The 21,390-nt window shown below is 68.5% G+C and carries 19 protein-coding genes and 1 tRNA gene; 9 read left to right on the top strand and 11 right to left on the bottom strand.

Going from position 1 to position 21,390, the window contains the following annotated elements; all coding sequences use genetic code 11:
• Positions 1-19: 19 nt before the first annotated feature.
• From AB4Z46_RS01850 to AB4Z46_RS01820, 7 genes are all read right to left on the bottom strand, one after another.
• Positions 20-913 carry a LysR family transcriptional regulator gene (locus AB4Z46_RS01850; protein WP_442281764.1) on the bottom strand — a complete coding sequence of 298 codons (894 nt, stop codon included), beginning with the start codon at positions 911-913 and terminating at the stop codon, positions 20-22.
• Positions 898-1,827: a LysR family transcriptional regulator gene (locus tag AB4Z46_RS01845; RefSeq protein ID WP_442281763.1), complete on the bottom strand. Its 930-nt coding sequence runs from the start codon at positions 1,825-1,827 to the stop codon at positions 898-900. The genes AB4Z46_RS01850 and AB4Z46_RS01845 overlap by 16 nt, the downstream gene beginning before the upstream one ends.
• A gap of 31 nt (positions 1,828-1,858) precedes the next feature.
• Positions 1,859-2,764 (bottom strand): SDR family NAD(P)-dependent oxidoreductase, encoded by a 906-nt coding sequence (locus tag AB4Z46_RS01840; RefSeq protein ID WP_442281762.1) that lies wholly within the window; start codon positions 2,762-2,764, stop codon positions 1,859-1,861.
• A 98-nt stretch (positions 2,765-2,862) separates the two neighbouring features.
• Positions 2,863-3,693, bottom strand: coding sequence for a thioesterase family protein (locus AB4Z46_RS01835; protein WP_442281761.1), 831 nt, complete (start codon positions 3,691-3,693; stop codon positions 2,863-2,865).
• A 13-nt stretch (positions 3,694-3,706) separates the two neighbouring features.
• Positions 3,707-5,209: a class I adenylate-forming enzyme family protein gene (locus tag AB4Z46_RS01830; RefSeq protein ID WP_442281760.1), complete on the bottom strand. Its 1,503-nt coding sequence runs from the start codon at positions 5,207-5,209 to the stop codon at positions 3,707-3,709.
• A 13-nt stretch (positions 5,210-5,222) separates the two neighbouring features.
• The gene (locus tag AB4Z46_RS01825) at positions 5,223-6,857 is read right to left on the bottom strand and encodes an acyl-CoA dehydrogenase family protein (protein ID WP_442281759.1); all 1,635 of its coding nucleotides are present in this window, start codon (positions 6,855-6,857) and stop codon (positions 5,223-5,225) included.
• Positions 6,858-6,891: 34 nt separating this feature from the next.
• On the bottom strand, positions 6,892-8,139 hold the full coding sequence (locus AB4Z46_RS01820; protein WP_442281758.1) for a branched-chain amino acid ABC transporter substrate-binding protein: 1,248 nt from the start codon (positions 8,137-8,139) through the stop codon (positions 6,892-6,894).
• Between the two features lie 239 nt (positions 8,140-8,378).
• Here AB4Z46_RS01820 and AB4Z46_RS01815 point away from each other — a divergent pair, with 239 nt between their 5' ends.
• Complete coding sequence (locus AB4Z46_RS01815; RefSeq protein ID WP_442281757.1) at positions 8,379-8,906, top strand: TetR/AcrR family transcriptional regulator; 528 nt, start codon at positions 8,379-8,381, stop codon at positions 8,904-8,906.
• 17 nt (positions 8,907-8,923) lie between these two features.
• On the opposite strand, the gene AB4Z46_RS01810 is transcribed toward AB4Z46_RS01815, so the two are convergent.
• From AB4Z46_RS01810 to bktB, 4 genes are all read right to left on the bottom strand, one after another.
• Positions 8,924-9,286, bottom strand: a complete 363-nt coding sequence (locus AB4Z46_RS01810; RefSeq protein WP_442281756.1) for a hypothetical protein — start codon at positions 9,284-9,286, stop codon at positions 8,924-8,926.
• Positions 9,287-9,317: 31 nt separating this feature from the next.
• On the bottom strand, positions 9,318-9,842 hold the full coding sequence (locus AB4Z46_RS01805) for a hypothetical protein (RefSeq protein ID WP_442281755.1): 525 nt from the start codon (positions 9,840-9,842) through the stop codon (positions 9,318-9,320).
• A gap of 248 nt (positions 9,843-10,090) precedes the next feature.
• A tRNA-Lys gene (locus AB4Z46_RS01800) sits at positions 10,091-10,166 on the bottom strand.
• A 63-nt stretch (positions 10,167-10,229) separates the two neighbouring features.
• Positions 10,230-11,411, bottom strand: a complete 1,182-nt coding sequence (gene bktB / locus AB4Z46_RS01795) for a beta-ketothiolase BktB (protein WP_442281754.1) — start codon at positions 11,409-11,411, stop codon at positions 10,230-10,232.
• A gap of 99 nt (positions 11,412-11,510) precedes the next feature.
• Between bktB and AB4Z46_RS01790 the strand changes: the two genes are divergently transcribed.
• The 8 genes from AB4Z46_RS01790 (at position 11,511) to AB4Z46_RS01755 (ending at position 21,387) form a co-directional block, all read left to right on the top strand.
• Positions 11,511-12,221 (top strand): SDR family NAD(P)-dependent oxidoreductase, encoded by a 711-nt coding sequence (locus tag AB4Z46_RS01790; RefSeq protein WP_442281753.1) that lies wholly within the window; start codon positions 11,511-11,513, stop codon positions 12,219-12,221.
• Positions 12,222-12,341: 120 nt separating this feature from the next.
• Positions 12,342-13,964 carry an arylsulfatase gene (locus AB4Z46_RS01785; protein WP_442281752.1) on the top strand — a complete coding sequence of 541 codons (1,623 nt, stop codon included), beginning with the start codon at positions 12,342-12,344 and terminating at the stop codon, positions 13,962-13,964.
• A gap of 125 nt (positions 13,965-14,089) precedes the next feature.
• Complete coding sequence (locus tag AB4Z46_RS01780; protein ID WP_442281751.1) at positions 14,090-15,469, top strand: DUF1254 domain-containing protein; 1,380 nt, start codon at positions 14,090-14,092, stop codon at positions 15,467-15,469.
• A 16-nt stretch (positions 15,470-15,485) separates the two neighbouring features.
• The gene (locus AB4Z46_RS01775; RefSeq protein WP_442281750.1) at positions 15,486-17,975 is read left to right on the top strand and encodes an autotransporter; all 2,490 of its coding nucleotides are present in this window, start codon (positions 15,486-15,488) and stop codon (positions 17,973-17,975) included.
• A 26-nt stretch (positions 17,976-18,001) separates the two neighbouring features.
• Positions 18,002-19,006: an HAD family hydrolase gene (locus tag AB4Z46_RS01770; protein WP_442281749.1), complete on the top strand. Its 1,005-nt coding sequence runs from the start codon at positions 18,002-18,004 to the stop codon at positions 19,004-19,006.
• A 21-nt stretch (positions 19,007-19,027) separates the two neighbouring features.
• Complete coding sequence (locus tag AB4Z46_RS01765; RefSeq protein ID WP_442281748.1) at positions 19,028-19,663, top strand: MarC family protein; 636 nt, start codon at positions 19,028-19,030, stop codon at positions 19,661-19,663.
• Positions 19,653-20,120 carry a YidH family protein gene (locus tag AB4Z46_RS01760; RefSeq protein WP_442281747.1) on the top strand — a complete coding sequence of 156 codons (468 nt, stop codon included), beginning with the start codon at positions 19,653-19,655 and terminating at the stop codon, positions 20,118-20,120. Before AB4Z46_RS01765 ends, AB4Z46_RS01760 begins: the two co-directional genes overlap by 11 nt.
• A gap of 10 nt (positions 20,121-20,130) precedes the next feature.
• Positions 20,131-21,387 carry an ion channel protein gene (locus AB4Z46_RS01755; RefSeq protein ID WP_442281746.1) on the top strand — a complete coding sequence of 419 codons (1,257 nt, stop codon included), beginning with the start codon at positions 20,131-20,133 and terminating at the stop codon, positions 21,385-21,387.
• The last annotated feature ends 3 nt before the right edge of the window (positions 21,388-21,390 follow it).

Genomic DNA, 21,390 nt, shown 5'->3' with positions numbered 1-21,390 from the left:
AAGGCTCAGGCGAGGCCAGTCAGGCCGGGTCCGGGGTTCGGAGGTGCTCCAGCACCGAGCGCGCAGCCGCCGTCAGATCCTGCTCGCGCCGCACGCACAGTAAGTGCCGGCGAATCGCCCAGGGCGCGTCGAGCCGAAGGCAGCGCAGCCGCAGGATCTGCAGCTGCGGCAGGATCGCCGCGAAGGGCAGCACGCCGATGCCGACGCCCTGTTCGACCATGCGGCACACCATGTCGAAGCTGCCCACCTGCATGCGGACCTTGAGCGGCACCTGCGCCTCGAGCGCGGCGCTCAGCAGCACGCGATGCAGCGCCGTGCCTTCGCGCACCACGATATGGTCGTGCCGCAGCACCTCGTCCACGCCGATGCGCCGGCGCCGGGCCAGCGGGTGGTCGCGCGCCACCACCACGGCCAGTTCGTCGCTGCGGTAGGGCAGGCATTCGAGGCCCTCGGCCGGCGTGTGGCTCTCGATCACGCCGATGTCGGCCAGGCCGCCCAGCACGGCCTTGGTCACCTCGGTGCTGGCGCGCTCCTGCAGGTCGATCTTGAGCACCGGGTGCAGCCGCAGGAAGGAGCCGATCTGTGTGGGCAGAAACTGGGCGATGGCGGAGGCGTTGGCCGTGATGCTGACCACGCCCGCCACGCCGTTCTGGAAATCGTCGAGTTCGGCGCCGAGCCGGTCCATGGCCGACAGCACGGCGCGCGCATGCAGCAGCAGGCCGTGGCCCGCCGAGGTCAGGGTGACGCCGCGCGCGTGGCGCACCAGCAGCGGCAGCCGGGCTCGCGCCTCCAGGTCGGAGATGCGCTTGCTGGCGGCCGCCAGCGCGATGTGGCAGCGCTTGGCGCCCTCGCTGATGCTGCCGTGGTCGGCCACGGCCACGAACAGGCGCAGCGATTTCAGGTCGGCGGACATGCAGGGTGCGTCAGGGGGGCCTCGGAAGGCTGCGCCAAATAGTCGAACAGTTCGCGCGCGGAGGCCGGCAGCTGCTCGCGGTTGCGCGCGACGATCTTGAGCTCCCGCTCGGCCCAGGCGTCGGCGAGCGGCACGGTCGTGATGCGCAGCGCGCGCGACAGCCGGCGCGCCGACGAGGCCGGCAGCACGCCGACGCCGACCCCGGCCTCGATCATGAGGCAGATGGCCTCGAAGCTGCCGACCTGGATCCGGGGCGCGTAGCCGCGGCCCGCGAGCTCGGCCTTGCGCAGCAGGAAGCGGTGGATCGCGCTGGCGTGGTGCAGGCCCACGTGCTGCTCCTCGAGCGTGTCGATGAAAGCCATCGCGCTCGCCTCGGCGAAGCGATGCGCCGTCGGCACCACCAGCACCAGCTGGTTGCGGCCGAAGGGCCGGGCGTCGAAGTCGCCGGTGTGGACGTCGCCGGCCAGGATGCCGATGTCGGCGCCGCCGTCGGCCACCGAGCGGACGATTTCCTCGCTGAGGTACTCGCGCAGGTCGACCTGCACCGCCGGATGCTGCGTCAGGAAGCCGGCCAGCTTCTCGGGCAGGTATTCGGTGATCGAGGTGGTGTTCGCGAACACCCGCACATGGCCCTTGATGCCCTTGCCGAAGTCCTGCATGTCGATGCGCAGGTGCTCCATCTGCTGCATCACGCGCTTGGCGTGGTAGAGCAGGGCCTCGCCGGCCGCGGTCATGTTGACGCCCTGCGCGGTGCGGTGCAGCAGCTTGCCGCCGATGGCTTCTTCCATCTGCTTGATGCGGGTCGATGCGGCCGCGAGCGAGATGCAGGCCTTGTCGGCGCCGCGCGTCAGGCTGCGCGCCTCCGCCACATAGGCGAAGAGCTTGAGGTCGAACAGGTCGAAATGCAGGTTCACGCTCGGATTGTCCCGTGAAATCCTGGATGGATCAGATGGGGTCCCAGCTGAAGACGTCGGCCGAGCGGTCGAGCGGATAGAAGCTGGCCCGCATCGCCGGCATCGCGTGCTCGGCGATGGTCTGCGGCGTCCACCCCTCGGAGCGGTGGATCGAGCGTACCGGGCGCGGCTGGCTGATCAGCGAGATCTCGTTGTTGCGCACCGAGAAGATCTGGCCGTTGACCTCGTGCGCCGCATCGCTGGCGAGGTAGACCGCCAGCGGCGCGATCTTCGAAGGCGTCATCTGCTGGATCTTGGCGACCCGCACCCGCTGTTCCTCGGTGTCGGTCGGGATGGCGCCGATCATGCGGCTCCAGGCGAAGGGCGCGATGCAGTTGGAGCGCACGTTGAACTTGAGCATGTCGAGCGCGATCGACTTCGACAGCGCCGTGATGCCGAGCTTGGCGGCCGCATAGTTGGCCTGGCCGAAGTTGCCGATCAGGCCCGAGGTGGAGGTCATGTGCACCATCGCGCCCGAGGCCTGCTCCTTGAAGAAGGCCGCGGCGGCACGGCTGACGTAGTAGCTGCCGTAGAGATGAACCTTGATCACCGCGTCCCATTCGTCGACCGACATCTTGTGGAAGAAGCGGTCGCGCAGGATGCCGGCGTTGTTGACCACGGCGTCGATGCGGCCGAAGTTGTCGACCGCGCACTGGACCATGCGCGCCGCACCGGCGGCATCGGCCACGCTGTCGGCGTTGGGCACGGCCTCGCCGCCCAGCGCATGGATTTCGTCGACCACCTGCTGCGCCGGCCCGGCGCTGTGGCCGGCGCCGTCGACCGCGGCACCGATGTCGTTGACCACCACCCGCGCGCCGTGGCGCGCCATGGCGAGCGCGATGTCGCGGCCGATGCCACCCCCCGCGCCGGTGACCAGAACCACTTTGCCTTCGACCATGGGATCTCTCCTCGAACTGCCTGCGGAATCGCCGGCACAGGATGCCACGGGCGCCGCCGCCCGTGTTTCGGCATTGCCGAAGAGGGGCTTCGGGAGACCTACGCGGCGCCGCGATCGCGCAGCACCAGCGTCTGGATGGCGACGCCGATCGGGCCCTGTTCGTCGTAGAGCCGCGACAGCGTGATGCCGGCACCGCTGCCATCGGCCTGCGTTTCCGACGCCAGGCCGATCCATTCGCCCACGGGCTGGCGATGCAGGTGCAGGCTCAGGTCGGCATTGGAGAACACGTAGCGTTCGGCCGGCAGCACCCAGCTGAGTCCGTTGCCGAAGTCGGCCGCGGCGGCGGCGCGCATGGCCGGCGAATTCGGCGTGCCGAGCACCAGCGGCACCGCGAGCCGGAACCAGGCCGCGCCCGGGCCGGGCCGCGAGACATCGCCCTGGGCGGCGAGCGTGTCCACGGCGCTGCCGTAGAACGAGAGGCCGTCGGGCGGCAGGCCCGGGATGCGCAGCGGCTCGCTGCAGTCACCGGGCAGCGGCAGCAGGCGCGGCGGCGACAGCCCGGGCAGGCCGTCGGGCAGCCCCAGCGCCTGCCCGCGCAGCATCAGCGCATGGGCGCGCGCCACCAGCGTCTCGCCGGCGAGCAGGTCGATCGTCAGGCGCGTGGTCGAGCGTGCGGGCTGCGCGCTGCAGCGCGTGGTCAGCGGCGCCACCGGCACCGGCTTGATCAGTTCGACGCTCAGGCGCGCGAGCTGCCAGCCGGGTTCGGCCATGGCGCTTTCGGCCACATGCGCCATCAGGGCGCTGGGGGCGCCGCCGTGCTGGGCGCGCGGGTCCCACGGGCCGCGCGACAGTTCGCTGGGCCGCCAGATATCGCCCTCGCGCGCAAAAACGGCGGCGGGGCGAGCGGAGTCGGTCGAGGTGTAGGTCATGGCGACAGCGTTTTTACCGCAGTTGGTGCTTGAGCAGCTTTCCGGTTGCCGTGCGCGGCAGCGCGTCGCGGAATTCGTAGGCGCGCGGAATCTTGTAGCGCGCCAGTTGCGGCTCGAGGAAGCTGCGCAGCGCATCGCCATCGACCGTCCGTCCGGCGCGCGCCACCACCAGCGCCGTCACCGTTTCGCCCCATTCCGGATGCGGACGGCCGATGACGGCCACGTCCTGCAGGTCGGGATGCATCGCGAGCACGTCCTCGACCTCCTTCGAGTAGACGTTCTCGCCGCCGGTGACGATCATGTCGCGCAGCCGGTCGACGATGAAGAGGTAGCCGTCCTCGTCGATCCGCGCCAGGTCGCCGGTGCGGTACCAGCCCTGCGGGTCGAAGGCGGCCGCGGAGGCCTCCGGGTTGTCGAGGTAGCCCTTCATGATCGCGGGCGAACGCAGGTGGATCTCGCCGACTTCGCCGGCGCTGCAGCGCTGCCCGTCGGTACGGCGCACCTCGACCGCGACGCCGGGCACGCCGGCCCGACCGATGGAGCCCGCCTTGGCGATCGCCTCCTCCGGATAGAGCACCGTGCCCAGCGGGCCCGATTCGGTCATGCCGTAGACCTGCACGAAGCGGTCGCTGCCGTAGCTGTCGGCCAGCTTGCGCGCCATGTCGGCGCCCAGCGGTCCGCCGCCGTAGGCCCACATGCGCATCGCGCCGAAGTCGTAGGCCTTGACGTCCGGCACCACCGAGAGCGGAGCCAGGAAGGCGATCGGCGCACCGAAGGTGAAGGTGATGCGCTCCTGCGCCAGCGTGTCGAGGAAGGCCTTGGGCGCGTACTCGCGCAGGAACACCGCGCTGCCGCCCATCAGCAGCGTGCCGAGCAGCCAGTTGTTGAGCGGCGACGAATGCCACACCGGCATGGCGATCAGGGTGCGTTCGTGGCGCGTGATCGAGGTGCTGGCCGCCGCACAGAGCGCCGTGAGGAACACGTTGGCGTGGGTGTGCAGGCAGCCCTTGGGCTTGCCGGTGGTGCCGGAGGTGTAGAGGATTTCGGCCAGCGCGTCGGTGGGCGGCGGCGCGGCGTCGGCCATCGGCGCGGCCCGTTCGAGCAGCGCGTCGAAGGAGGGCAGGCCGGCACCGGCGCTGTCGGTCGAGAGCCATGTCGGCGCATGCTCGACCTTCTGCGCCAGCGGGGCCAATGCGCCGTCCACCACGCACAGCTTGCTGCCCGAGTGGCGCAGCACGTAGTCGATCTCGGGCGCCTGCAGCTTGTGGTTGATCGGCACCACGGCGGCGCCCAGACGCCAGGCGCCGAACAGCGCGATCGCAAAGCCCGGCGTGTTGAGGCACAGCAGCGCCACCTTGTCGCCGGCGCCGATGCCCTGGCCGCGCAGCACGGTGGCGGCGCGTCGGCTGAGCTCGGCGAACTCCCCATAGCTGAAGGAGCGGCCCGCGGCCCGCAGGAACTCCCGGGCCGGCTGCACGCGGGCGTGCTGGTCCAGCACCGAAACGAAATCGGTCATGCGGGTCGCGTCTTCACTGCCAGGCCGCGCGCAGCAGCGCGCCGGGATCGCTGGTGCCGGCGGTGATGCCGGTCACCGGCCCCCAGTCGGGGTCGAAGCGGCTGCCGATGAAGGCCGCCGAGGCCTCGGCGCTGGCGTGCTGCAGCATCAGGCAGGCCTGGGCGGTGAGTACCAGGCGCTGCGTGAAGCGGCGGGCCTGGCGTTCGAGCTCGGCCGGCGGCAGCGCGATCGCATCGCGCAAGGACTGCGACTGGCCCCACAGGCGGACGTCCTGCGAGGCGACTTCCTGCAGATGGTCGAGCACGCGGTGCGCATCGTCCGGATTGCGCGAAACGGCGCGCAGCACGTCCAGGCTCATCACGTTGCCCGAGCCTTCCCAGATCGAGTTGACCGGCGCCTCGCGGAACAGGCGTCCCATCGGACCGTCTTCCACATAGCCGTTGCCGCCGAAGACTTCCATCGCTTCGCCGGTCAGCGCCACCGCGCGCTTGCAGTTCCAGAACTTGGCCGCCGGCGTCATCAGGCGGCGCCAGGCGACGTCGAGCGGATCGGTCGACCCGAAGTGCGAGGCCAGGTCCATGGCCAGCAAGGTCGCGGCCTCGGACTCGAGCGCCATGTCGCCGAGCAGCTCGGTCATCACGGGCTGGTCTGCGAGCGCCTTGCCGAAGGCATGGCGGTTGCGCGTGTAGTGCAGCGCCTGCGCGAAGGCCTGGCGGATGAAGCCGGCGCTCGAGAGCGCGCAGTCGAGCCGGGTGTAGGTCGCCATCTCGATGATGGTCGGGATGCCGCGGCCTTCTTCGCCCACCCGCACGCCCCAGGCCTCCTTGAACTCGACCTCGCTGCTCGAGTTGGAGCGGTTGCCGACCTTGTCCTTCAGGCGCTGGATGTGGATCGGGTTCTTGCTGCCGTCCGGGCGCCAGCGCGGCACGAAGAAGCAGGTGGAGCCGCGCTCCGCGGTCTTGGCGAGCACCAGGTGACCGTCGCACATCGGCGCCGACATGAACCACTTGTGCCCGGTGATCAGGAACTCGTCTCCCCAGCTGCCCTGGCCTGCAGGTACCGCGACCGAGGTGTTGGTGCGTACATCGCTGCCGCCCTGCTTCTCGGTCATGCCCATGCCGACCGTCATCGAGTCCTTCTGCGTGAAGAGCTGGTCGCGCGGGTCGTGCACCGTCGCGCCCAGCTTGGGGCCGGCAGCGTCGAACAGCGCCGCATTGAGCCGCATCACCGGGATGCTGGCCTTGGTCATGGTGGTCGGGCAGGTCGAGCCCGACTCGATCTGGCTGTGCATGTAGAGCGAGGCGCCGTAGGCGGTCCAGGCCGAGGGGCGCTCGTCGAAGAGGGGCAGGTTGGCGATGCCGTTGCGCCGCGCGATCCTCATCATCGTGTGCCACGCGGGATGGAACCTGACGGCGTCGATGCGCTCGCCGGTGCGCGAGTGCGTGTGCAGCTCGGGCTCGTGGTGGTTGGCGTCCTCGGCGGCGCGCAGCGTGGCCTCGGCGCCGTACTCCGCGCCCTGGCGCACCAGCTCGTCGTCGCGCCAGCCGGCGCCGCCGCGCGCCACCGCGCGGCGCAGCGCGGGGTCGCTGGTGTAGACGTTGTAGTCCTTGAGTTCGGGAACCTGGTTGTCGGGATGGATGCCGGTCATGGCGTGCCTTTCGGAGGTGAACGGGGGCGCGGGCTCAGCCGCCCGCCGGGCGCTTCATCTGGCAGGTGGTGGGCTGCTCGGCCGCCTTGGCATCGACCACGGCGACTTGCTTCCAGCCCAGGCCGGTGTTCTCCTGGTCGTGCACCACGGCCTTGCCGTCGACCTTTTCCCAGCTCAGCACGTAGATCGGCTGCTGGGCCTGGTGGTCGGACTTGCGCATCTCGACCGGGCCGTTGAGGCCTTCGAAGCGCATGCCCTCCATCTTCGCGGCCACGATCACGGGATCGGTCGATTTCGTCTCGCGCATCGCCTGCGCCAGCATCACGATCGCGTTGTGGCCCAGGCCGTTGATGAAGTCCTCGTTGACCTGGCGCTTGAAGCCGCCGAGCAGCGGCTTGCCCGACAGGCCCGGGTCGTTGGGGCTGAAGGCCGACACCAGCTTGACCCGGCCTTCGCCCGCCGCGCCCATGGCACCGGGCACGCCGAAGTTGTTGGCGTTGAGCGTGTAGAAGTCGACGCCGAGGCCGGAATCCCGCGCGGCCCGCACGATCAGTGCCAGGTCGGCGCCGAAATCGGCCGTGATCACCGTGTCGGCGCCGGCGCGCTTGATCTTCGCCATGTAGGGCGAATAGTCCTTGACCTGGCCCAGCGGATGGAAGTCGTCGCCGACGATCTCGATGTCGGGGCGCTTCTTCGCCAGCAGCTCGCGCGCCGCCTTCGAGACCTCCTGGCCGTAGGCGTAGTTCGGGTTCAGAAGAAAGACCTTCTTCACGCCGGGCTGCTTCGCGATGTGCGCTGCCATGGCCTCGATCTTCATGTCGGAATTGGCATCGGTGCGGAAGTGCCAGAAGCTGCACTGCGCGTTGGTCATCACGGGCGCCTGCGCGGCATAGTTGAGATACACGATCTCCTTGCCCGGATTGCGGCTGTTGTGCTTCTCGATGGCGCCGAGCAGCGCGATGCCGACGGCCGAGGAACTGGCGCCCTGCACCACGTAGCGGATGTCTTGCGCCACGATCGAATTGAGCAGGCTGAGCGCCTCCTGTGCGGACAGCTTGTTGTCGAAGGCCACGATCTCGAACTTGGTGGGCCCGGCCCAGCTCTCGTCGTTGGCCATCTTCACCGTGTACTGGAAGCTCTTGAGCACGTTGAGGCCGAGGCCGGCCATCGGCCCGGACATGGCGTCCAGCGAGGCGATCTTCACGGTCGAGGCGGGCTGTGCCGAGGCGGTGGCGGCGGCCAGGACGAGCGCGGCCGAAGCGGCGCGGAGGATGGTTTTCATGAGCGTCTTGTCTCCCGTTTTCTGGGTTCTGCGCCAGGCTTCGGCGCTGCTGTTCATCGCTGCAGAATGCAGCCTGTCAGCTCGAAAAATTCTAGGAACAACCGACGCTTCGGGTGTTCGGGTTCCGGTGCAAGGAGGCCAGGATCAAGCGTTCCCCGACTTCTCCCCCGAGGAGAAAGCCGCGCCAGTCGCGTGCGCTGCAGACTTCGCAGGCCCTGCAGGAAGCCTTTGTTCGGCTTTTGGTCGAACGCGGCTACGCGGGCATCACGATCCGCGAGATCGTGATGGTGGCCGGCACCGGCCTCGGCAGCTTCTACGAGTACTTCGCCAGCAAGGAGGACCTGGCGCGCGTCTGCCTGCACCTGCGCTCCAAGGCGCTGCTGGTGGCGATGCAGGACGCCGTCGCGCGGCACGCAGGCCGCCCGCTGCGCGAGATCGTCGACGCGCTGATCGACTCGCAGATCGAGGCCCACCGCGAGCGGCCGGAAGAGTGGGGCGCGCACTACCTGCTCGAACGCCATCTCTCGGGCGCCGATGCCTACCGCAAGATGTACGAGCGCTTCGTCGACGCCTGGGCCGACGCGTTGGCTGCGGCGTCGGACCTGCCGGCGGGCTGTGCGATGCGGGAAGCGGCGCGCGTCAGCCAGACCGTGATGTACGGGCTGGTCTCGCATGTCCACATCAGTGCCGTGGGGGCGCCTGATTTGCAGGCGCTGTCGCGGCAGGCGCGCACGGCAGTCAATGCCTACCTCGAGACCTTGCGCTGACCCGTCCCCCTTGATCCCTAACTCGCAACAAGGACGCGAACAAGAACGACGAGGAGCCCTGCAGCAACGGAGGAGGCGACGGTCGTCACGACCAGGTCGGGCGTCCCTTCGTCCACGTCTTGCCGCGTCGGCGCAGCGCTGGCATCGAGTGGCTGCGGCACCGCTTCAAAGGCGGGGCTGAACGGGCTGTAGAGTGCTCCGCCGAGGCTCGCCGAGCCGGACTCGTCGCGCTCGACATCCTTGCCCGTTGGCTCCTCGATCAAGGGTGCCTTGATCGAGGACGCCTTTTCAGCAAACAGCGATGCACCCGAGAACGCAGACAGCGCTGCCAGACAAATGCCTGCTGCCGTCCTGCGCATTCCTTGCTTCTTTTTCGCCACAACGATGCCCCTTCGGGGTGCCGAACCGTCGCTACTGCTTGCTGCCGGTCGCCCGGTGCGCCTGTTGATTGCCGAAGGTCAGAGGCGCCGTGTTGCAGCTGAGCACGGTTTGTCCCGTCCCCGTCAGCTTGATGAGGACCAGCGCGGTGTCCTTGGTGCCAGGCTCTCCGCCATCGGTGAAGGTGAATGCAATTTCTGCAGACTGACCGTTGAAGGTGCCGGTTCCCGCTCCGTCAAAGGTGTCGAAGTTCGCACTCGGGGGTTGCTGGATCGCGTCAGTGTCGGTGCACACCGCCTTCGTCAAAGTGGTGAGATGGAAATTGTCGCCGCCGGAAAAGTTGATTTCCAGATTGTTTGGCTCTGCGAGCGTGGCCGGCGGATCGCCCTTGCAGTGCAACTCGAAGCCATGCGTCACTTTTTGTTGCCCCGGTTCACTGCAGACAAAGCTTCCGCCACCCGTCATTCGACCTTCCTGGTGTGCCCATGCAGCGCCCATCATCGTCGCCGCCGCTGCCGCGGCGGAGCAAAGCACAGCCTTTCCGCAAAGTTTGTTCATGATCTTTCCGTGCCCCGCCACGGGCGGTGATACCAGGGCCAAGGCCCCCCACTTGAGGAGGTTGAACAAACAGGCGCAAAGGCCCATCGGGCGCAAAAGTTGTACGCCGCAGAGCGCGCATTCTCAATATCACGAATGGCATATCGCTGCTGAGTTGCGCGGCGCCCAGAGACATGCGTTTCAGACGCCCAAAAGAAAACGGCGCTATCGTTTCGATAGCGCCGTTTCTATACCAGTGAAGGGTTTGCTGGTGGGCCCTGAGTGACTCGAACACTCGACCTACGGATTAAGAGTCCGCTGCTCTACCAACTGAGCTAAGAGCCCCTGATCGACATTTCTGTCATTCAGGCAATCTCACGATTATAGCCACAACTTTTGGCGCGGCCGTCAGATCCGCTCAAAAATGCAGGCGATGCCCTGGCCGCCGCCGATGCACATGGTCACCAGGGCGTAGCGGCCCTGGATGCGTTCGAGCTCGTAGAGCGCCTTGACGGTGATCAGCGCGCCGGTCGCGCCGACCGGGTGGCCGAGCGAGATGCCGGAGCCGTTGGGGTTCACCTTGGCCGGGTCCAGGCCCAGGTCCTGGCTCACCGCGCAGGCCTGCGCCGCAAAGGCTTCATTGGCTTCGACCACGTCCATGTCGGAGGCCTTCAGGCCCGCCTTCTCGAGCGCCTTGCGCGAGGCCGGCACCGGGCCGATGCCCATGTAGGCCGGGTCCACGCCCGCGAAGGCATAGGCCACGATGCGCGCCATCGGCTTCAGGCCGCGCCGCGCCGCTTCTTCCTTCTCCATCAGCACCACGGCCGCGGCCGCGTCGTTGACGCCGGAGGCATTGCCCGCGGTCACGGTGCCGTTTTCCTTCAGGAAGGCGGGCTTCAGCTTGCTCATGTCCTCGATCTTGGCGTCGTGGCGCACGTGCTCGTCGGTGTCGAAGTAGGTGGTGCCCTTGCGGCTCTCCAGCGGCACCGGGACGATCTGCGTCTTGAAGTAGCCGCCCTCGATCGCCTTCTGGGCGCGCTGGTGGCTGGTCAGCGCAGTCTGGTCCTGGGTCTCGCGGCTGATGCCCCATTTCTTGGCGATGTTTTCCGCCGTGATGCCCATGTGGATGGTCTGGAAGGGGTCGTGCAGCGCGCCCAGCATCATGTCGACCATCTTGCTGTCGCCCATGCGGGCGCCCCAGCGGGCGGTGAGCGAGGCGAAGGGCGCCCGGCTCATGCTCTCGGCACCGCCGCCGACCGCCACCTTGGCGTCGCCGAGCTGGATGCTCTGGGCCGCGCTCACGATGGCCTGCAGGCCCGAGCCGCAGAGGCGGTTGACCGTCAGCGCGGGCGTCTCCTGGGCGCAGCCGCCCTCGATCGCGGCCACGCGGGCCATGTACATGTCGCGCGGCTCGGTGTTGATGACGTGGCCGAAAACCACGTTCTCGACGTCCTTGCCGTCGACCTTGGCGCGCGCCAGCGCTTCCTTGGTGACCAGGGCGGCGAGCTTGGTGGGCGGCACGTCCTTGAGGCTTCCGCCGAATGTTCCGATGGCGGTGCGAACGCCGCTGACGACAACCACTTCTTTCATGACAGTTCTCCTTTGCAAACGAAGCGTCGATGATGCCAGCCCGGGCGCCGCGGGGGGCGACATCGGCGCTACCATCCCTTCCCCAACCAGGAGCCTCCAATGGATGAAGTCGATTCCCCGGGTCAAGTGGTCGTCACGGGCGCCGCCGGCGCGCTGGGGCGTGCCGTGGTGCAGCTGTTCCTCGACCGGGGGGGCCGCGTGGCGCTGATCGACCACCGGCTGGAGCACCTCGTCAGCAGCTTCCCCGGGCTCGACAACTCGCGGCACCTGTTGCTCGAAGCCGACGTGACCTCGGTGGAGGCGATGGCCGGGGCCGGGCAGCGGGTTCTGGGCGCATTCGGCGGGCAGGTCGATGCCCTGGTGCACATCGCCGGCGGCTTCGAGATGGGCGAGCCGGTGCATGCGCTCGGCCGCGCGGCCTGGGACCGCATGATGAACCTGAACGCCTGGTCCTTCGTGGCGGTGACGCAGGCGCTGGTGCCCGCGATGATCGAGCGCAAGGCCGGCCGCGTGGTCGCCGTGACCGCCAAGACGGCCGCGCGCGGCGCCGCGGCCATGGCGGCCTACATCGCGTCGAAGAGCGCGCTGCAGCGGCTGGTCGAAGCCTCGGCCGCGGAACTGGCGCCGCACGGCATCACCGTCAACAGCATCGCGCCCAGCGTGCTCGACACGCCCGCCAACCGCCAGGCCATGCCGGATGTCAACCCGAGCCAGTGGGTATCGACCTCGGTGGCGGCCCGCACCGTCGCCTTCCTGGCCTCGCCGGCGGCCGCGGCGCTGCACGGCCAGCACCTGACGCTCGACGCCTGAGCGACGCCCGGCCGGGGCTCCGGGGCGGGCTTGCACCAAGGGGCAAATCGCGCGTCACCTTAGGACAAGTGCGCTTTGTCGCCGGCGTGCGCATGCTGTAGGCATGTTCCGCGCCGCGACATGACCGTCCGCGCGCGGGTGCCGAGCCTCAACCAGGAGTCCGACATGGCGTCCACCAAGAAGCCCGCTGCAAAGCAATCCGCCGCGAAGAAGCCCAACATCCTCGTGATCTGGGGCGACGACATCGGCATCGCCAACCTCAGTTGCTACACGCATGGCCTGATGGGCTACCAGACGCCGAACATCGACCGCATCGCGAAGGAAGGGATGGAGTTCACCGATTCCTATGGCGAGCAGTCGTGCACCGCCGGCCGCTCGTCCTTCATCACAGGCCAGAGCGTCTACCGCACCGGGCTTTCGAAGGTCGGGATTCCGGCGGCGCCGATCGGCATGAACACCAAACTGGTCACGATTGCGGCGCTGCTCAAGAACCAGGGCTACGCCACCGGCCAGTTCGGCAAGAACCACCTGGGCGACCGCAACGAGCACCTGCCGACCAACCACGGTTTCGACGAGTTCTACGGCAACCTCTATCACCTGAATGCCGAGGAGGAGCCGGAGATGTACGACTACTACCCCGAGAAGGATTTCCCCAACTTCAGGAAGATGAACGGCCCGCGCGGCGTGATCCATTCGTGGGCGACCGACAAGGACGATCCCACCGAGGAGCCGCGCTGGGGCCGCGTCGGCAAGCAGAAGATCGAGGACACCGGCCCGCTCACCACGAAGCGCATGGAGACCTGCGACGACGACTTCGCGGCCGAGGCCAAGAAGTTCATCGGCAAGCAGCACGAGGCCGGCAAGCCCTTCTTCGTCTGGCTCAACTTCACGCACATGCACTTCGTCACGCACACCAAGCCGGAGAGCATGGGCCAGGCCGGGCGCTGGCAGTCGCCCTACCACGACACGATGATCGACCACGACAAGAACGTGGGCGAGATGCTCGATTACCTCGACGAGCTCGGCATCACCGAGGACACCTTCGTGATGTACTCGACCGACAACGGGCCGCACATGAACAGCTGGCCCGACGGCGCGATGACGCCGTTCCGCAGCGAGAAGAACACCAACTGGGAAGGCGCCTTCCGCATTCCGATGGTCGTGCGCTGGCCGGGCCGAATCCCGGCCGGGACGGTGTCCAACGGCATTGTTCAGCATCACGACTGGCTGCCGACCTTCCTCGAGATGGCGGGCGAGCCCGACATCGTCGAGAAGGCCAAGAAGGGAGTGACCGCGATCGGACGCAAGTACAAGAATCACATCGATGGCGTCAGCCTGCTGTCGCACATCACGGGCAAGGAGAAGGAGAGCCCGCGCAAGCTGTTCGTCTACATCAGCGACGACGGCGACATCCTCGGCATCCGCTACGACAACTGGAAGGTGGTCTTCATGGAGCAGCGCCTGAGCGGCACCATGGGGGTGTGGGGGGAGCCCTTCGTGCGCTTGCGGCTGCCGAAGCTCTTCAACTTGCGGACCGATCCCTTCGAGCGTGCCGACTTCACGTCGAACTCCTACTACCAGTGGTTCCTGTACCACGCGTACATCCTCTACGGTGCCTATGCGATCGCCGACAAGTTCGCGGCCACCTTCAAGGAATTTCCCCCGGTGCAGAAGCCCAACACCTTCACGATCGACGACGCGCTGTCGAAGATGGCGGAAGCTTCGGCGGGCGGCGCGACTTGACCGCCGGCGGTTGACCTGGGGGTATTGCCATGAGCAGGGCCAACGCGCATCGGCGCAATCGCGGCCGCGCGAGCCCGGGCTACCAGCGAGGTCGGGTGGAGTGTTTCCCGTTGCAGGAGATGACCATGGCGCAGTCAGTCCCGGGTCCCGACACCAAGACCAAGCTCAGCGACGACTACGTGCGCATGGTGGCGCGCGATGCCTTCTTCTGGGCCTGGCCGATCGTCAACGTGCACAACCGCCGGGTCGCGTTCGGCGGCTTGCCGCATCCGATGCTGCTGGGCGGCGTGCTGCCGGTCGGGCCGGCCAACAGCCTGACCATGCTGACCGACTACATCGATCCGGCCGAGCGCGCCGTGGCCTGTCCGAACCAGGACGTGGTGTACGGCAACGGCATCGTCGCGCTGGACCAGTCGCCGGTGGTGCTCCAGGTGCCGGATTTCGGCGACCGCTTCTGGGTTGTCCAGGTGGTGGATTCGCGCACCGACAGCATTGCCGAGCTGGGCAGCATGTACGGCACCCAGGCCGGCTTCTACCTGCTGGTCGGGCCGAACTGGGTCGGCGCGGTGCCGCCCGGCATCCGCCGGGTGTTCGCCTCGCAGACCGGCACCGGCGTGGTGATCCCGCGGGTGTTCCGCGAGGACACCGACGAGGATCTGAAGGCGGTGCAGTCGGTGATCGGCCGGATCGGCCTGTACCCCGTGGCGCAGTTCGACGGCAGGGTCAAGCTCACCGACTGGCGCCAGGTGCCGGCGGTGCCGAATGCGGCCGACAGCGGTGGCGGCGAAACCCGATGGGTGCCGCCCGAGACCTTCCTCGACAGCCTGCCTGCCGCGCTGGCCGATGCGAAGCCGCTGCCGGGCGAATCGGCGCGCTATGCGCAGGTGCTGGCGGTGGTGGATGCGGCCGCCCACGATGCGCACCTCAGGGAGGTCTTCGAGCAGGCGGTGGCGGAGGCCGACCGGGAACTGGTCGAGCCCCTGTTCGAGTTCCGCAACTACGGGCGGCAGTTGCCGCACCACTGGTCGACGATCGCCAACGGCGCCTGCTTCGGCACCGACTACTTCACGCGCACGGCGGTCGCGAAGTCGAACATCTTCGTCAACAAGCCCAACGAGACGCAGTACTTCTACCAGGACCTGGACCGGGACGGTGCGCGTCTGTGCGGCGCCGGGCGCTACGCGCTGACCTTCGCGCCGGGGGCGCTGCCGCCGGTGAAGGGCTTCTGGTCGCTGACGCTCTACAACGAGCACCACTTCTTCGAGCCCAATGCGCTCGGCCGCTATTCGGTGGGCACCAAGAGCAAGTCGCTGCGCTTTGCCGAGGACGGCTCGTTGACGATCCATGTGCAGCCGCAGTCCCCCGGCGCCGAGAACGAAGGCAACTGGCTGCCCGCGCCGAGCGACGGCGCGAGCGCGTTCTCGCTCTATATCCGCGCCTACTGGCCCGAGCCCGCCGCGATGGACGGCCGCTGGACGCCGCCGGCGGTGGTCCGTGTCGAATGAATCACGAGGAGTCTTCATGAGTCGAATCGCAGGCAGCGCCGCCTTCCTCCTGGTCGCCGCGCTGGCGGCGCAGGCAGTGCCGGCGGGGGCGCAGCCCACCGCGGGCGCCACGGCGGCCGCCGCCATCGGTGGCGAACTGCCCTGGCCGCGCACCGTCCAGTCCGGCAACGCGAGCCTGCGTGTGTACGAGCCGCAGCTCGACAGCTGGGACGGCGTCAAGCTGGCCGGGCGCGCGGCGGTGCAGGTGGAGATCGGCAGCAACCCGCCGCAAACGCGTTACGGCATCGTGACCTTCGAGGCCCGCACGCTGACCGACAAGGGGCGCCGCCTGGTCACCCTCGACAGCGTGCGCTTCGCCAAGGTCGATTTCCCGTCCTCGACCGCGGCGCAGGCCCAGGCCTGGAGCGATGCGATCGCGCGCGACCTCGGCGGCCGCTCGCGCACCATCGCACTGGACCGGCTCGAGGCCGCCATGGCGATCGTCCAGACCCGGCAGCCCGAGGAGCGCAAGCCGCTGGCCAACGAGCCGCCGCGCATCGTGTTCTCCAGCGTGCCGTCGATCCTGGTCACGGTCGACGGCGAGCCGCGCTATGGCCGGCTGCAAGGCACGCCTTTCGAGCGCGTCCTCAACACCCGGCCGCTGCTGCTGCGCGACGGCTCGGGCACCTACTACCTGAAGGTGTTCGACGGCTGGATGACGGCCGTTGCGCTGAATGGGCCATGGAAGGTGCTCCACGCGCCGTCGAACGAACTGGGCCGGGCCTTCAAGGCGGCCATGGATGCGCACCAGATCGACCCGCTCACGGGCCAGAGCACCCCCGATCGCCCGGCGCCGCGGCTCGAGAGCCAGACGCCGATGGTCTTCGTGGCCACCGCGCCGACCGAGCTCATCGTGACCGACGGCACGGCGCGGCCGGTGCCGGTCAGCGGGGCGCCGCTGCTCTATGTGGAGAACACCACCGGCAACATCTTCATGGACATGCAGGACAACCTGACCTACGTGCTGATCGCCGGGCGCTGGTTCCGCTCGACCTCCACCGCCGGCCCGTGGCAGTTCGTGCCGGCCAATGCCCTGCCGCCCGAGTTCGCGCGGATCCCCGACGACAGCCCGAAGGAAAACGTCAAGGCCTCGGTCGCCGGCACCTCGCAGGCGCGCGAGGCCGCGATCGCGGCGACGGTGCCGCAGACCGCCGCGGTGAAGGTGGCGGGCACCTCGCTGACGCCGCCGCGCTTCGACGGCGCGCCGGTGTTCAAGCCGATCGCGGGCACCTCGCTGTCCTACGTCGAGAACACGCCGACCGCGATCATCCGGGTCGGCGACGGCGCCTACTACGCGGTCGAGAACGGGGTCTGGTTCAGCGCCGCTTCGGTGCGCGGCCCGTGGGCGGTCGCCCGATCGGTGCCGGCGGTGATCTATTCGATTCCGCCGAGTTCGCCGCTGCACTACGTGACCTACGTGCGCATCTACGACACCACGCCCGACACGGTCTACGCCGGCTATTCGCCGGGCTACATGGGCGCGATCGTCGACCCGGTGTCGGGCGTGGTGGTGTACGGCACGGGCTACGTCTACAACCCGTGGATCGGCTCGGTCTGGTACGGACCGCCGGTCACCTACGGCTATGGCGCGGCGGTGGCGTATACGCCGTGGACCGGCTGGGCGGTGGCCTTCGGGCTCGGCTGGGCCTGGGGCGCGGCGACCGTGGCCACCGGCTGGGGCTGGGGCCCGTATCCGTACTGGGGACCCTGGGCCGGGCCGGTGTGGGGCGGGGCTGCCTTCGGCCCGCGCGGCGGCGCGGTGGCCTGGGGGCCCGGCGGCTGGGCCGGCTACACCGGCAACGTCTACAGCCAATGGGGCAACCGCGCGACCGTGTCGCGCGCGGGCGCCGGCTACAACGCCTGGACCGGCAACGCCTGGGCCGGGCAGGTGGGCTCCTCGTACAACTCGCGCACCGGCATCGCCTCGGCGGGCCAGCGCGGCGCGATCGGCAACGCCTACACCGGCAACTATGCGGCGGGCGGGCGTGGCGCGGCGGTCGGGCCGGGCGGCAGCGTCGCGGTCGGCGCGCGCGGCACGGCGGGCAATGCCTACACGGGCAACGAGGTGTCGGGCGGCCGGGGCGCGGTCTACAACCACAACACCGGCCAGGTGACCACCTACGGGCGGGCCACCGGGGAGGGCGGCGGCACGGTCGCCCACGTCGGCAACGACGTCTACGCCGGCAAGGACGGCAACGTCTACCGCAACACCGGCGACGGCTGGCAGAAGGCCTCGACGGGCGGCTGGGAGGGCCGCGCCGCAGGCGGCGAGCCCGCTTTCTCGCAACTCGACAGCGAGCGCAGCGCGCGCGACTTCGGTGCCCAGCGCGCGGGCGAACTGCACCAGTCCTCGATGAACATGGACCGTTCGTTCGGCGGCGATTTCCACGCCGGGGGATTCGGCGGCGGAGAGTTTCGCGGCGGTGGCGGCGGCTTCCGAGGCGGTGGCGGTTTCCGGCGCAGATAGACCCGACAACTCACAGAGGCCAGACGATGACAAGCACCTCCTTCATGCGCACGCTGCGGCGCTGCCTGTCCGCGGCCATGCTGCTCGTCGCGGCCGCGGTCGCGCAGGCCCAGGGACTGCCGTCGTGGAACGACGGTGCGGCCAAGCAGGCGATCTTGAAGTTCGTGGCCGACGTGACGACGCCGGGCGCGCCGACCTTCGTGCCGCCGGCCGAGCGCATCGCGGTCTTCGACAACGACGGCACGCTGTGGATCGAACAGCCGATCTACGTGCAGTTCGCCTTCGCGCTCGACCGCGTGAAGGCGCTGGCGCCGAAGCATCCGGAGTGGAAGACCACACCGCCCTTCGATGCGATCCTGAAGGGCGACATGAAGGCCTTCGCGGCTTCGGGCGAGAAAGGCCTGATGCAGGTGATGGCCGCGACCCATGCCGGCATGACGACCGAGCAGTTCGCCGACACCGTGGCGCAATGGCTCGCGAAGGCCCGCCATCCGCGCTTCCAGCGGCCTTATGAAGAACTGGTCTACCAGCCGATGCTGGAATTGCTTGCCTACCTGCGCGAGCACGGCTTCAAGACCTTCATCGTCTCGGGCGGCGGCGTCGAGTTCATGCGCGTCTTCACCGAGAAGGTCTACGGCATTCCGCCGGAGCAGGTGGTCGGCTCGACCGGGCAGCTGGCCTTCAAGATGGGCAGCGACGGCAAGCCGGTGCTGCTCAAGCTCGCGCAGATCGACCTGGTCGACGACCACGCGGGCAAACCGGTGGGCATCCAGCGATTCATCGGCCGGCGCCCGATCCTCGCCTTCGGCAATTCCGACGGCGACCAGCAGATGCTCGAGTGGACCGCCGCCGGCGCCGGGCCGCGCTTCATGGGACTGGTCCATCACACCGACGCCGAGCGCGAGTACGCCTACGACCGCGCTTCGCACATCGGACGGCTCGACAAGGCGCTCGACGAGGCGAAGGCCCGGGGCTGGACCGTGGTCGACATGAAGCAGGACTGGAACAAGGTGTTCCCGATCGACAAGTAGGCGACATGAAGAGGTCATCCCATGCTTGAAACCAATTCGCTTCTCGGCCTGAGCGGTATCTTCACGTTGCTGTTCGTCATGCTCGGACCGCTCAAGATCATCGGGCCGTTCGCCAGGCTCACCCATGAAGTCGACGAGAAGGGGGTGCGCGGGATCGCGCTGCGCACCTTCGGCATTGCCCTGGTTGCCGTGGTCCTGGGTGCCCTGATCGGGAAACTGCTCCTGCGGAACTGGGCGATCCCGGTGCCTGCGCTGCTGCTGGCAGGCGGCCTGATCTTCTTCGTGATCGGCATGCGCATGGTGCTGGCGCAATACCAGCCCGGCCACGCGTCGCCGGAGGCGTTGCCGGCATCGCCTGCCGCGGCGGCGATGCGGATCACCTTTCCGACGGTGGTCACGCCCTACGGGATCGCGGCGCTCATCGTGCTGATGGCCAACAGCCACAGCATCGAGCGCACGCTGACCATCTTCGCGTTGCTCGGCGGCGTGATGCTGCTGAACCTGCTCGCCATGCTCTATGCGCGACGCATGCTGGGCGGGGTTGTCGCCATGGTGCTCGAGATTCTCGGCGCGGTGCTGGGAGTGCTTCAGGTGGCCCTGGCGGTGAGCATCATCTTCGTCGCGCTGCGAGAACTGGGAGCATTGCATGCCAGATGACAAATCATGGGTCGACCCCGGGCTGGAGTCGGACCGCGCATCGGTCGAACTGTCGTCCCGCCGAACCGGGATGTCCTTCCAGCGCACGCGCATGAGCGCGGAGCGCACGCTGATGTCGGTCATACGGACGTCGCTGTCGCTGATCGGCTTCGGCTTCACGATCTTCCAGGTGTTCCAGAAGCTGCATGACGCCCAGGTGCTCAAGAGCAGCCTGGCGCCGCGCCGCTTCGGCGAGGCGCTGGTCGTCATCGGCATCGCCATGCTGATCTCGGGCATCGCCTACCACTGCTTCTTCATGCTCGGGCTGCGCGCCGAGCGCAAGACGCTGAAGAGCCAGGGACTCATCCATGCCGAGAGCCAGTTTCCGCCTTCCCTGACGCTGGCCGTGGCGCTGCTGCTGCTGCTGGTCGGCTTCCTGGCCATCTTCAGCATGGTCTTCGATGCCGGGCCCTTCTGATGGAGACCACATGATCGATCCCCGCGCGCGCACCATGCTCGCCCTGGCCGCACCTGCGGTCATCGTCGGCATGGCGGCCGCCCTCATCCTGCTGGTCGTGGTGCTCGCGGCCAATCTGCTTCAGCGCTTCCTCTGGCAGACGCTGCCGCCGATGGTCGGCGCTTCGGGCACCGCGTGGTGGTGGGTCCTCGGCGTGCTGACGCTCACCGGGCTGGCGGTGGGCCTGGTGGTGCGTTTTCTGCCCGGACACGCCGGCCCGGACCCGGCGACCGTCTCGCTGTTCGGCCCGCCCACGGCGGTCGGCGTGCTGCCGAGCCTCGCGCTGGCGCTGATCCTGGCGCTGGCCGGCGGCGTCAGCCTCGGGCCGGAGAACCCGATCATCGCGATCATCGTCGGCCTGACGGTGGCGGTCGGCGCGCGGCTGATGCCCAAGGTGCCGGCCAAGGGCTGGGTGATGCTCGCGGCGGCCGGCACCATCGGCGCGATGTTCGGCACGCCGGTCGCCGCGGCGCTGCTTTTTTCCGAGATGGTCGGCGGCGGCGACAAGGACAAGCCGATCTGGGACGAACTCTTCGCACCGCTGGTGGCCGCAGGCGCCGGAGCGCTCACGATGTCTCAGTTCGAAGAGATGGACTTTTCGCTGCCGATCGAGCCCTACCTCCATCCCACCATTCCCGACATCGGGCTGGGCATGCTCGTGGCGCTGGCGGCGATCGCGATCGGCATGGTGGCCGTGTGGCTGTATCCGCGGTTCCACCGCTTCTTCCTCTCGATGGGCCACCCGGTGCTGGTGCTGACGCTGGGCGGTTTCCTGCTGGGCATCCTCGGGATCATCGGCGGCCCGATCACCATGTTCAAGGGGCTGGCCGAGATGAAGACGCTCGCCACCGGCGCCGCGAGCTACAGCGCGGGCGGGCTGGCGATGATCGTCGTCATCAAGCTGGTGGCGGTCCTGGTCTCCGCCACCTGCGGCTTCCGGGGCGGTCGGATCTTTCCGCTGGTCTTCGTGGGAGTCGCTTTCGGCTTGCTGGTGCACCAGGTGTTTCCGATGGTGCCCATGGCCCTGGCGATCGCCTGCTCGGTGCTCGGCTTCACGCTGGTGGCCACGCGCGACGGCTGGCTGAGCCTCTTCATGGGCGCGGTGATGATTCCGGGCATCGAGTTGCTGCCGCTGCTGTGCGTGGTTATCCTGCCAGCCTGGCTGATGCTTGCCGGACGCGCCGAGATGCTGATCAAGGCGCCCGCCCCATCGACCGCCAAGACCTGAGGG

It is taken from the genome of Variovorax sp. M-6, assembly GCF_052114385.1.
GTDB lineage: Bacteria > Pseudomonadota > Gammaproteobacteria > Burkholderiales > Burkholderiaceae_C > Variovorax.
This window is presented reverse-complemented; position numbering and strand designations above follow the sequence as displayed.